The organism is Sporosarcina sp. SAFN-015 (assembly GCF_051966875.1).
GTDB lineage: Bacteria > Bacillota > Bacilli > Bacillales_A > Planococcaceae > Sporosarcina.
The window spans coordinates 47,681-59,642 of record NZ_JBQCKP010000004.1 but is presented as its reverse complement, the minus strand read 5'-3'; the positions used below and the strand labels follow the sequence as shown (position 1 = coordinate 59,642).

At 41.5% G+C, this 11,962-nt stretch carries 13 protein-coding genes; 8 read left to right on the top strand and 5 right to left on the bottom strand.

The genetic code is table 11. The features are described 5' to 3' along the window. Positions 1-72: 72 nt before the first annotated feature. Complete coding sequence (locus ACTHPA_RS08440; RefSeq protein ID WP_440499729.1) at positions 73-741, bottom strand: YjgB family protein; 669 nt, start codon at positions 739-741, stop codon at positions 73-75. Positions 742-914: 173 nt separating this feature from the next. Here ACTHPA_RS08440 and ACTHPA_RS08435 point away from each other — a divergent pair, with 173 nt between their 5' ends. Together ACTHPA_RS08435 and ACTHPA_RS08430 are read left to right on the top strand one after the other, a co-directional pair. Then, entirely contained in the window at positions 915-2,213 is a 1,299-nt protein-coding gene (locus ACTHPA_RS08435) for a phytoene desaturase family protein (protein ID WP_440499728.1), read from the top strand. 4 nt (positions 2,214-2,217) lie between these two features. After that, entirely contained in the window at positions 2,218-3,081 is an 864-nt protein-coding gene (locus tag ACTHPA_RS08430) for an RNA polymerase sigma-70 factor (protein ID WP_440499727.1), read from the top strand. 113 nt (positions 3,082-3,194) lie between these two features. Here ACTHPA_RS08430 and ACTHPA_RS08425 read toward each other — a convergent pair whose 3' ends face one another. Continuing rightward, positions 3,195-4,649 carry an alanine/glycine:cation symporter family protein gene (locus ACTHPA_RS08425; RefSeq protein ID WP_440499726.1) on the bottom strand — a complete coding sequence of 485 codons (1,455 nt, stop codon included), beginning with the start codon at positions 4,647-4,649 and terminating at the stop codon, positions 3,195-3,197. A 130-nt stretch (positions 4,650-4,779) separates the two neighbouring features. On the opposite strand from ACTHPA_RS08425, the gene ACTHPA_RS08420 reads away from it, so the two are divergent. The 3 genes from ACTHPA_RS08420 to ACTHPA_RS08410 all read left to right on the top strand — a co-directional run bounded on the left by ACTHPA_RS08420 (position 4,780) and on the right by ACTHPA_RS08410 (position 6,482). Further along, positions 4,780-5,217, top strand: a complete 438-nt coding sequence (locus ACTHPA_RS08420) for a GNAT family N-acetyltransferase (RefSeq protein ID WP_440499725.1) — start codon at positions 4,780-4,782, stop codon at positions 5,215-5,217. A 98-nt stretch (positions 5,218-5,315) separates the two neighbouring features. Continuing rightward, positions 5,316-5,639, top strand: coding sequence for a hypothetical protein (locus ACTHPA_RS08415; RefSeq protein WP_440499724.1), 324 nt, complete (start codon positions 5,316-5,318; stop codon positions 5,637-5,639). A 108-nt stretch (positions 5,640-5,747) separates the two neighbouring features. Then, a complete protein-coding gene (locus ACTHPA_RS08410; RefSeq protein ID WP_440499723.1) occupies positions 5,748-6,482 on the top strand; it encodes a sulfite exporter TauE/SafE family protein in 735 nt (244 codons plus the stop codon). Between the two features lie 60 nt (positions 6,483-6,542). On the opposite strand, the gene ACTHPA_RS08405 is transcribed toward ACTHPA_RS08410, so the two are convergent. Beyond that, positions 6,543-6,725 (bottom strand): H-type small acid-soluble spore protein, encoded by a 183-nt coding sequence (locus ACTHPA_RS08405; protein ID WP_440499722.1) that lies wholly within the window; start codon positions 6,723-6,725, stop codon positions 6,543-6,545. A 17-nt stretch (positions 6,726-6,742) separates the two neighbouring features. Continuing rightward, on the bottom strand, positions 6,743-7,048 hold the full coding sequence (locus ACTHPA_RS08400) for a DUF3243 domain-containing protein (protein ID WP_440499721.1): 306 nt from the start codon (positions 7,046-7,048) through the stop codon (positions 6,743-6,745). A 137-nt stretch (positions 7,049-7,185) separates the two neighbouring features. On the opposite strand from ACTHPA_RS08400, the gene ACTHPA_RS08395 reads away from it, so the two are divergent. Together ACTHPA_RS08395 and corA are read left to right on the top strand one after the other, a co-directional pair. Beyond that, positions 7,186-7,983: a cupin domain-containing protein gene (locus ACTHPA_RS08395; RefSeq protein WP_440499720.1), complete on the top strand. Its 798-nt coding sequence runs from the start codon at positions 7,186-7,188 to the stop codon at positions 7,981-7,983. Positions 7,984-8,177: 194 nt separating this feature from the next. After that, entirely contained in the window at positions 8,178-9,140 is a 963-nt protein-coding gene (gene corA, locus ACTHPA_RS08390) for a magnesium/cobalt transporter CorA (protein ID WP_440499719.1), read from the top strand. A 17-nt stretch (positions 9,141-9,157) separates the two neighbouring features. On the opposite strand, the gene thpR is transcribed toward corA, so the two are convergent. After that, entirely contained in the window at positions 9,158-9,709 is a 552-nt protein-coding gene (gene thpR, locus ACTHPA_RS08385) for an RNA 2',3'-cyclic phosphodiesterase (RefSeq protein WP_440499718.1), read from the bottom strand. Between the two features lie 126 nt (positions 9,710-9,835). Here thpR and ACTHPA_RS08380 point away from each other — a divergent pair, with 126 nt between their 5' ends. Beyond that, complete coding sequence (locus ACTHPA_RS08380) at positions 9,836-11,899, top strand: catalase (protein ID WP_440499717.1); 2,064 nt, start codon at positions 9,836-9,838, stop codon at positions 11,897-11,899. Positions 11,900-11,962 lie beyond the last annotated feature (63 nt).

The window sequence follows — 11,962 nt, the reverse complement described above, 5'->3', positions numbered from 1 at the left end:
TCGTATTAAATGAATAGTTGGCAATGGAAGCGTCTCGCCATGGGACGCTTCCAATTCATGAACAGGTAGGGATTACCGCCATTTCTTCAAATTTACATGATCTGGCGTCCCGTCTTTGCCGATGACGAACTGCAGTTCAAAGTCATTAAGATGATAACGAATATTCTTCTCTCCAGTCGACTCGATTCGGCGACTGTCCGCAGGTTTGCCGAGTTGCTCGATCAAATTCTCCTCAGTGATCCCGCCTAGATTTGTTTGGCGTTCCACATTTGTTCCGAAGTAGCGTGCTTCCTCAAGCACGTCCTTTCCGTCATATTTGAATGCGACTGAAGGATTGCCCATTGAGCCATGGTAATGATCATAGCCGCCTATCTTTTCCTCAGGCTCTCCAATTGCTTTTACTATGTCATTCCGTTTCGTCTTTCCAATTATGAATCCTTGGTCTGGGCGGTAGACTTTCCCTTCCTTCGCATCATTAACCAAGTCGTTGAGCATATCAATCGCCATCTGCTTTTGTTCATCCTCCAAGGATTCGGCAGAAGAATTATCGGTATTTCCATCGGTAGTTGAAGAGTCACTGTCGGTTGTACTGTTATCCGTTGTTCCTGCATCTTCTATATCGTCGGTAACTGGTGAATTGTTCCCCATCGCTTCTTTCCCGTCCTCTTCGTTCGCATCAGTGCATCCCGCGATAAGGATGGAGATTGTTGCTACTATTAGCATCCATTTTATCGATTTCATATACTATTACCCCTTTTTATAAAATGTCCGTTCTATTCATTATTTTACCCTCAAAGAGCCAATTGATAACGATACGGGAAATTCCTCTGAATTGCGGAATATTTTTTACAGTAGTTGTCACAAAAACCCTTTCTCATTCGTTTTGATTACAAAACAAATTAGGAGGGTTTTTCATGCTTCAATATGATGTTGCAATCATTGGTGGCGGATTAGCTGGATTGACAGCAGCTAATTTTTTGGCGCAGGAAGGAAAAAAGGTCGTTATTTTGGAAAAATCGAAACGACTAGGTGGAAGGGCGATGACCAATGATAAAAATGGGGTTCTTATGAACTTGGGACCGCATGGTTTGTATGTGTCAGGGGATGCGGCAAACATTATAACCGAACTAGGAATATCTCTTCCTGGTGGAAATGCTACGAAAGCTGTTAAGATTCATGGCATTTTAAATCATGCTGTTCATGTCATACCAACAGATGTACCTTCTATCATGTCATCTACACTATTATCATGGCAAGCTAAATTTATGTTCGGCAAACTAATGGTAAAGATTATGAAGTTAAATATTGATTCCATACCCGAAGTTAGTCTCAAGCAGTGGGTAGATTCTGAAGTATCCGATCCGATGGTGAGGCATATATTTAATTCGATTTGTCGATTGTCTTCCTATACGTGTGCCCCGACACTGCAGCTTGCAAGGCCAGTTTTAAAGCAAGTGAAGCGTTCATTACATGCAGGTGTCTTATATATCGATGGAGGTTGGGAGACAATTGTTCAAAAACTTATGAAGCAGGCAGAAGCGCGGGGTGCTGAAATAGCAACGAATAAAAATGTAACAATTATTGAACATCACGAGCAATATCAAATCATACGATGCTCAGATGGTACGGTCATTCAAGTTCCCATTTGCATCATTGCAGTCCCTCCCAAAGAGGCAATGAACATGTTGAATGGCGCACAACATACTTCTTTGCGTTTGTGGAATGAACAATCAATTCCTATTACGGCATGCTGTTTGGATATCGGGATTAATAAGTTGCCTACACCAAAACATCAATTTGCGATAGGACTTGATCAAGCTTTGTTTTTCACGAACCAATCAAGGGCAGCAAAGTTAAGTGAAGACGGGACATTGGTAGTAAGTTTAACGAAATACCATAATCCAATGGAAGAAATAAACGTAAACGAAGATAAGCAACAATTAGAATCAGTAATGGATTTGCTTCATCCTGGATGGCGAAAGGAAGTTGTGGTGCAACAATTTTTACCGAAACTAACGGTAACGTATGACTTTCCACATGTAAAAAGAAGAGAAAACCCTGGCCCGAGCATACCAGAAATGAAAGGAATTTTTATAGCAGGAGATTGGGCAGGACATGAAGAAGTATTAGCTGACGCCGCAGTTGCGAGCGGGAAGCGTGCAGCATTAGAGATTTTACGAGCAAACGAACTAACGTTAGCGAAGGAAGGTTAAGTGTTTGGAGACTGAACAATTGTATCAAACGTATAAACCTTTGTTGTTTTCAATCGCCTACCGAATGACTGGGAGTATTACAGATGCAGAAGATCTTGTCCAAGAGGTGTTCTTAATATATGACCATGTTAGTAGTGAAAAAGTAATTGAAAACGAGAAAGCGTATTTATGTAAGATTATGATGAATAGCTCTATAGACAAATTGAGATCGGCTGCAAGTAAGCGTGAGGTTTATGTTGGAGAGTGGCTGCCAGAACCATTAGTAGAGGTAAGAAATGACCCTGCACATACTTATTTGATGAAGGAGTCTATCTCGACCGCTTATCTTTTGCTTTTACAACAGTTAACTGAAGATGAACGGGCTGTCTACTTATTAAGGGAAGTTTTCCAGTATAGCTATGAAGAAATTGCTGTTATTATTGAAAAGTCCTCTACCAATTGCAGGCAGATTTTTCATAGAGCTAAAAAAAGTATGGATAATCGACCGAAAACTTCTACATTGGATTTTCAATCAATGAAAAGTAGTATTGAACAATTTACAGTAGCGCTTCAAAAAGGGAATATACCCAAAATGTTAGAGTTATTGAAGACAGATTCTATTTTTATTTCTGACGGAGGCGGCAAAGTAAAAGCTGCGCTAAATCCAATCCATACATCAGAGCGCATTGTCCTATTGTTTACAAGCATTATGAAAAAGCTGCCTGAAAACTCAAGAATGGATTTCGAAGTTGTAAATGGGTACCCAGGCGTAGTCGTGTCAATTAATGACTATGTCGCTTATGTCGTCTCGATGGAGTTTCAAGACGATAAAATTTCTCGGATTTACATGGTGTCCAATCCGGATAAATTGGAGCACTTGCAAAAATAAAAAGGGAAATGAATAAAAAGACGGTTGAAGAATAGTAAAACACTAATCTTCAACCGTCTTTTATTAAAACTTCTCGTTCTTTCCGAAAAGTTCTCATTCCAACTAAATTACATTCACTTCTTCACCTTATCCTCATAAAACACATTAAAATTCGGATCAATCGTGCCGATATTCAAATGCCTTGCTTTATAATCCCTCAGCAGCTCAAAGAACTTCTTACTTAAGAACATGATGACAATCAAATTGATGAATGTCGGAATTGCAGTCGTGATATCTGCAAAATACCAAACAGCTTTTCCAGGCATGTCATAGTAGACGGCATAGATGACCATGAGTAAGCCCGGAACTGGATAGAGCCATTTATAGAACGCAATGGTTTTATTCTTCACCTTTACTTTCTTCTCTCCACCAAATAGATGGCGTAAAATGATTTCGTAATAGGTGTACCAGCCGGTCGTCGTCGTCAAGCCGAATAGGAAGACGGAAAGAGCGATGATATACCTGCCTGTTTGTCCGATACCAGCTTCAAATGCCGATAATGTGAGTGCCGCTCCGTCAAGGCCGGATGACCAAGCACCTGTAATAATGATTGTAAATGCAGTCATCGAACAGATAATGATTGTATCGACAAATACTTCCATAGCTCCCCACATTCCTTGCTTGACTGGGTGGTTTGTTTTCGCTGTTGAGTGGATCATCGGTGAAGTACCCCAACCAGCTTCGTTACTATAAACTGCTCGGGCTACTCCCATCCGGATCACTTGAGCAATGACTGCACCCGTAAAGCCTCCGACTGCGGCCATTCCTGTAAAGGCACTGTCAAAAATAAGTGCAAACACTGGGCCGATTTGATCGAAATTCTTGAGGATGATAAAGAGAGAGGCAAGTACATAAAAGATGCTCATGAAGGGAATCAGTTTCGTCGCAATTTCGCCGATCCGCTTAATTCCCCCGTAGATGATGACGTAAATGAGAGTGACGTAAATGAGAGAAGAAGGTATCATGCCGATATTAAACGTTGAGCTAACTGCTTCAGAAACCGTATAGTTTTGTAGGGTAATGAAAAATGTCGTGAAGATTCCGAATCCGAAAAGAATGGCAGGTATTTTCCAATACTTGAATTTCTTTTCCTCGCCTAATCCTTTTTCCATGTAATACGTCGGTCCGCCATAAGGATTGCCTTTTTCATCAGTGCCGCGGTAATGGACAGCTAATGTGACTTCTACCGTTTTTGTCATCATGCCTAAGAGTGCTGTAATCCACATCCAAAATACCGCGCCGGGACCACCTACCGCAATGGCAGTCGCCACTCCTCCGATATTACCGACCCCGACACTGCCCCCAATTGCAGTGCTGACAGCCTGGAATGGCGTCAATATGCCTTTTGCATTTTCAAGCTTTTCCTTTTTTGTAAAGAGCTTACCGAACGTTGCTTTGAAGATATGAGGTAAATAACTGATCTGAAAAAACTTGCTGCCGATTGTAAAGTATAGCCCGACAAACAATACTGTAAAGATGAGCGGCAACCCCCATAACCACCCGACGATTGTTTCTAAAATCTTGTCCATTCTTTATCTCCTCTCTATTGAGTCAGAATCTTTTGTCTACTGTATGTGGAAAGAGATAAATTGATTACTTAATTTCGAGATATGAATAAATTAAATTCATAGTATAATATTGGAAGAGGAGGATGTTGCTATGGTCCACGTTCACAGTTACTGGGGAATGCCGGATGAGGAAACATTGAAGGGGATTATACAAGTACATAATCAAATTTTTGCTAATGGCGATGAATTATTGGAGAAAGTAGCTTCAAAGCCGAGTGTTCTTTTTGTTGTTGCCCTTGTGAAGGATGAGGTGGTCGGCTATAAGATTGGATATAGTCTTTCAGAAGACCGCTATTACAGCTGGTATGGGGCCGTTAACGAGGAATACAGAGGAAGAGGGATTGCCTCTAAGCTTATGGAACTCCAACATCGTCTCGTTAAGGAAGCGGGCTATGCAATAATCGAAACGAAGACGAGAAATAAATGGAGAAATATGTTGATTTTAAACATTCAACATGGGTTTGATATTTTTGAAACATTTTATGATGATGAAGGGATTCATCGGATCGTATTACAAAAAAATCTGTAAAAATATAGGGGGAAGGTGAGCTTAAATTGAAAAGAATAATGATTGGATTATTCATAGTAATAATGTTGTTGAGTGGCTGTGGCAAGGGATATTGGGTAATGAATAAGAAGAATCTTGACGATGAGCCCGCTGTCAGGGCATATGTGAACTATTTGCAAAAAGATAAAACAGAGCGTAAAGGCTTCAAAGTGATTGATGTTGCAGAAGGGAAAAAGATGGTAGTCATTTCAACAGGGACGCGCGATCTTGAACTCGAAGCGGTAAGTGTTGATTACTTGGATGACCAAACAATCGTTACTGTTCGCGAAATTGAAGCAAACAGTGATGAAGTAAATCCTTATACTCTGATCGGTCTTAAACATCCAGTTAGCAAGTTCAAAGTGGTTAATGAAGACGGAGAAGAGTATGATATCGGGTTTTAATTAATTTTGACTGTATAACAAATTCTTATCCCTTTGTATAATAACTATCGATTTTTCTAATGGACATTAGAGGAGTATAATTTAGTTATACACAGGGGGGTGTCTTTTATGGAGTATATTTCACTCTTTTTCATCGGTGCAATTGCAACGACAATCGGTACGTTAGCTGGAGGAGGCGGATTGATTAGTCTTCCTGCGATGCTGCTACTCGGCGTGCCGATCCACTCTGCAATTGGCGCGAATAAAGTATCCAACACGATCAGTTCATTCTCGAGTTTCCTATTCCTTTTAAGACATAAGCAGATTTCTTTGCGAGAATCATTCTGGATTATGCCTGTCAGTTTAATAGGTGGAATTAGTGGTGGGTTCATTGCAACAAAACTTTCAGAAGATCACTTATATATAGTGGCGATTATTCTTTTATCATTTGCGTTCATCACATCGTTCATTGGAAAAGGGGATTTTGACGGTCAGGAAACATTGAAATTCGGTAAATGGAGTGTGCCTGGATTGTATAGTATCGGAATTTATGATGGACTTTTCGGACCTGGGCAAGGCACATTGATGTTGTATTTATTTGGCCATTTAAAAGTGGCATATATAAAGGCAGTCGGCTATGTTCGACTCGCTACATTCTCAAGTTGTCTCGGGGCGGCGATCACTTATATCGCAGCAGGAAAAATCATTTGGCCGCTTACACTTATGTTAATGTTAGGGTCAATTGCAGGAGCACAAACTGGCGTCCGGATTGCGGAGAAACTGAAACCAAAATTTGTGAAGCCAATCTTACGAGTTGTGACGGTTATGTTGATTGTACAAATTATTGTTGAGAATATCGGGTGACAATAATAAAATAGCAAGAATACGAAAGCTGTCCGGAGAATTTCTGGACAGCTTTTGTCATTATGAGTGCTCCTTCAATTCGGAAATCGAAACTTCTGATCTTTCTTCCATCGCCTGACGTAAATGAACAGTGGCTGTCCGGTCGTCATCATGGACTTTATCAATCCAGACAGACACCCCGTTATAACTGACCATGATTTCATCCGGCGACGACACAATCTGACGTGCTCGTTGACTATCCATCGCAATTTCCTCCCTACTTATGCTCTCCTAACCATTTCCAATAGCAGGCGGGAAAGGACGCCTTGCTCTTCTTTAGACCCCGACTTCCAAAGTTCCATTAAAACCTTTTCTTCACGGTTACGAGGCTCTTCGTGGTTGGCGAGATAATTTGCAACGATTTCGGTCGTTTTAGCGAGCTTTTCATCACTTAAGCCCATATTTTCCCCAAGCTCCACTTTTTCCGATAGATACTGTTTGAATCGATTGAAATTCTCTAAAATCTGATCCTTATCTTCTCCGTTAATCTTCGACAGTTCTTTTTGGACTTTATCTTGCATTTCCATAATGACACCACTCCTTTGTTGTTCTACACATACAGTGCGCTTATCGGTAGTAAAGTAAACATAGTAAAATTTGTATACGTACAATTCCCAGACATAAAGCATAGACTAATTTACAAGTTGTGAAGGGGTTGATGACTATGTATCATGCTCCAAATGTGTATTACCACAATCCGTATTACTTCCACGTACCAATGCAGCACTATGGAGCGCAGCAGCCAGGATTTTGGACGATTCCTGATTATGCTGGATATAATGCTGGAATGAATAACAGCATTGTACTAAAAGACTATGGAGGAGAACCGTTTGTTGTAAATATTAATAATGCAACGAAACAAAACAATACGTTCCGTACTGCTTTATGGACAGGAGATCATTTGCAAGTGACGCTCATGAGTCTAAATGTCGGCGAAGAAATCGGCTTGGAGATGCACCCGGACGTTGACCAATTCCTGCGAATCGAACAAGGACAGGGAATCGTTCGAATGGGCAAGAGTAAAGACAATTTGAATTTTGAAAGAAATGTATTTGATGATTCTGCAATTATGTTGCCCGCTGGAACATGGCATAATCTCATCAACACAGGAAATGTTCCACTAAAGCTTTACTCCATCTACGCACCTCCTAACCATCCTTTTGGTACTGTTCATCCAACGAAAGAGGCAGCCGCCGCCGAGGAGGAAGGACGGAGTCATAGCAATGGAAATCTTGTTTTTGGCAAGACTCCAGACGATTGGATAAGGCATACTCAGTTTTTAGTGAACGAAGGATTGGAAGATGTAAAGAGAGGCATAAATGCGACGCACATTCTGCAAGAGTTCATATTAATGGGGGTTCTTGTCGGGAAAGGGTATTCTCCTGAAAAAGCATATGAGACAGTAGAGGAATGGGAGCGGACGGGAGAATCCAAACTCCTTCAGCAAAGTAAAAATATGTAGCATCTTCTCAAAGCTAGAAAGGCTTGGTGAAAACATCCAAGCCTTTTTTGCGTGAAAATTTCTCGGTAGAGAACTATCACTAAGTTTCACTCTGAATATGTAGGATATAAGGTTAAATTGGACATGATACGGTAAGGATAATCAACGGATTCGGTATGGATATCGTTCTTATAAAGCGAAGAAAGGGTGGTAACATGATCCGCACAATGGGCGTAACAACAGAAGGTCAATTCATTTTCGACTTCCCATTACACGAAATCTCAATGCTCTCATTGCAATGGTACTGGGTTGATTTTGATCAGCCGGATGCAGAAGAAGCATTTTTGCTACAATCGTACTTTGCCTTCCACCCGCTCGCTTTGGAGGATTGTTACGGCCGCATTCAGCGTCCAAAACTGGATCATTATGACGATTATACATTCTTTGCCTTGCACTCGATCTGCCATGAAGATTTGAATGCGGAAGAAGTGGACTTGTTTCTTGGTGATAATTATGTCGTCTCGTTTCATTACACAAAACTACAAGAAATCGACAAGGCAAGAGAAGCAATCATGCAATCTTCCAGGCTTTGGGAACGGGGACATGTACACGTCACTTATGAAATTTTAGATAAAATCGTCGATCAATACTTTCCAATCCTTTACAATATTGAAGACCAACTAGACGAAATCGAGGAGAAATTATCACCGAAAACCGTTCAATTATCAATGGATTATGTATTTGAAGTGCGTGGAGACCTATTACGTCTAAGGAGAACAATTTATCCGATGAGAGAGTTGCTATACAGAATGCTCGAGTCTAAAAAGTTAGATTTCATTCCCCATGAGCAAACGTACTTTTCGGATATATACGACCATCTCATTCGACTAAGTGACATGCTCGATTCGAATCGACAGCTCACATCGGATATCCGCGACAGTCAGCTGTCCATTAATTCCAACCAAATGAATAGCGTCATGATGACGCTGACGATCATCTCCTCAGTTTTTATTCCGTTGACATTCATTGCCGGTGTGTATGGAATGAATTTCGACCGTATGCCCGAGCTTCATATGCGGTACGGGTATCCAGTAGTCCTTATTGTAATGCTGATTATAGGAGTCGCGATGGTAGGTTGGTTTACGTACAAAGGATGGTTCCGAATAAATAAGACGTAATGAAAACCCTCTCGAATTTAATGAGAGGGTTGTTGTTGTAGTGAGAAGGTTTGGACAGCTTCGTATTTTGGATTTTTAGATGGGTGTATCCTAAAAAGTGAAAATTCATCGATGTAAAAAGGAATAGGTGTACAAGTCTCTTTCTGTATGGGTAACGGTCTATCGATTTTCCGCTTTTTAGCAATCGTAATATGAGGGGTGAAGTGATTATCGGGTTCGATACCTAACTGTTCTGACCCGATTGCGGCAACCGATTGTTGCAGCGCATCAAGCTCTTTTGATTGCTGGATAGACAAATAAACAACACGAGGACCTTTCGGAGAACCGAAAAATGAAAGACCATCAACGTTTACAAGAAAGTTGCTATACTTGTCGGCTAACGCGGCCAGGCTTTGCTGCAAAGATTCAAGTCGTTGTTCAGGGAGTGCTCCGATGAACAGCAATGTAATATGCAGGTCATCCATATGAGGGATGACCTTATAAACGTTTGATAAATCGTATTTTTCCTTATACAGCTTTACAAGCTTTTCAGTTGAAGCAGGAGCTTTGATTCCAATGAAATAATGCATCGTTTGCGCCTCCTCTTGAATATGTATCGTCTCCTATTGTAACCTAATTCGGATTTGATGAAACATGAGGAAAGTGCCCGAATGGTTTTAAATTGCATATATATATGGATGGTGAATTAAAAATATGTGGAAGGGGATTTTGTGGAGAATAGCCAAAATCGAAAAAACGCTCAGCTTGACCAATTCAGAGTTAATAACTATGGAAAGAAAATGACGACGAACCAAGGACTGAGAGTGTCGGATGATGAAAATTCTTTGAAAGCGGGAGTGCGCGGACCGACATTACTGGAGGATTTCCATCTGCGTGAGAAGCTTACCCATTTCGACCATGAACGGATACCGGAAAGGGTCGTCCATGCGAGAGGGTTTGCGGCTCATGGGGAATTTGAACTTCATAAATCCATGGAGGAGTTTACGAGAGCCGGTTTCCTGCAAAAACCTGGTTCAAAAACACCCGTATTCATCAGGTTCTCAACGGTTGTTGGAAGTAAAGGGTCTGCAGATACAGTAAGGGATGTACGAGGTTTTGCAATTAAGTTCTATACGGAAGAAGGGAACTTCGACCTCGTCGGAAACAATATACCCATCTTTTTCATCCAGGATGCAATTAAGTTCCCGGATCTCGTTCACGCCATCAAGCCTGAACCGCATAATGAAATGCCCCAGGCTGCTTCCGCCCATGACACATTCTGGGATTTTGTTGCAAATAATCAAGAGACCGCACATATGATCATGTGGCTTATGTCCGACCGAGCCATTCCAAGAAGTTTCAGGATGATGCAAGGGTTTGGTGTGCATACGTTCCGCCTTGTCAATGCGGCAGGGAAAGCGACATTCGTCAAATTTCATCTAAAGCCGATTCTTGGCGTACATTCACTCGTTTGGGATGAAGCCCAAAAGATCTCCGGGAAAGATCCAGATTTCCATCGAAGAGATTTGTGGGAAAATATTGAGCACGGAAATGTCGTTGAATATGAAATCGGAGTGCAAATGATCAAAGAAGAAGACGAGTTCATGTTCGATTTCGATATTTTGGATGCTACAAAAATTTGGCCGGAGGAAATTGTACCAGTCCAGATGTTCGGCAAAATCACATTAAACCGGAATGTCGATAATGTCTTTGCGGAAACGGAACAAGTCGCAATGCATCTCGGCAATATCGTGCCTGGCATCGACTTCACGAACGACCCGCTTCTGCAAGGAAGATTATTTTCATATTTGGATACGCAACTGCTTCGTCTAGGAGGGCCGAATTTCGCTGAGATCCCGATCAATCGCCCAATTTGTCCGTTCCATAATAATCAACGGGATGGATTCAGCCGCCAGCGGATTGATGTTGGGCAAGTCAGTTACCATAAAAATTCACTCGCTAGAAATACACCTTCCACTTCCACTTGGGAAGAGGGTGGGTATGTCCATTACGCAGAAAAAGTAGAAGGGCGCATCATTCAAGCACGAAGCGATTCATTCAATGACAACTTTTCGCAAGCACGCTTGTTCTGGAACAGTATGACAAGTCCTGAAAAACGACATATAACCGATGCCTTCATCTTTGAAGTGGGGAAAGTGAAATCAGTCGACGTCAGACAACAAGTCGTCGATATGTTTGTCAATGTTGACAAAGGATTGGCTACGGAACTTGCGGATGCAGTCGGGGTCAACCGTCCGACCGGAGAAAATGTCGACGTTTCAGCTTCTTCACCAGCCCTTAGCCAAGAACGGACGCCGAGATACCCGAATACTCTTAAAGTCGGCGTGTTAATAGGTGAAGGCTTCAACGGCAGAGAAGTGAAAGCAGTCGTTAAAGCATTATTGAACAACGGGGTTACTGTCGATATTGTAGGAGAGCGATTAGGCAGCCTGACGGGAGTGGATGGTGTAAAAGTTGTGATGAATGAAACCTTTACAACGACTTCACCCGTTCTTCATGACTCATTTTATGTCGTCGGAGGAAAATCTGCAAATCAGGCGAAATTTGAAAGTGACATTAAGGAGTTCATAAACGAAACGTATAAACATTTTAAACCGATTGGCGTTGCTTCGACAGGAGAAGCTATCTTTATGAATTCAGATGCAAGTCCAGGACCAGGCGTCGTTATTGCATCAGAATCTGGAGCCGATTTCTCGAATGATTTCATTCAAGCAATTGCGCAACAGCGTTTTTGGAACCGAAATATCTATTCCAATTGAAATATCCGCTCCAATCCCTTTTGGAGCGTTTTTTTTGTATAATCAAGCAAAGGGGGAATGACC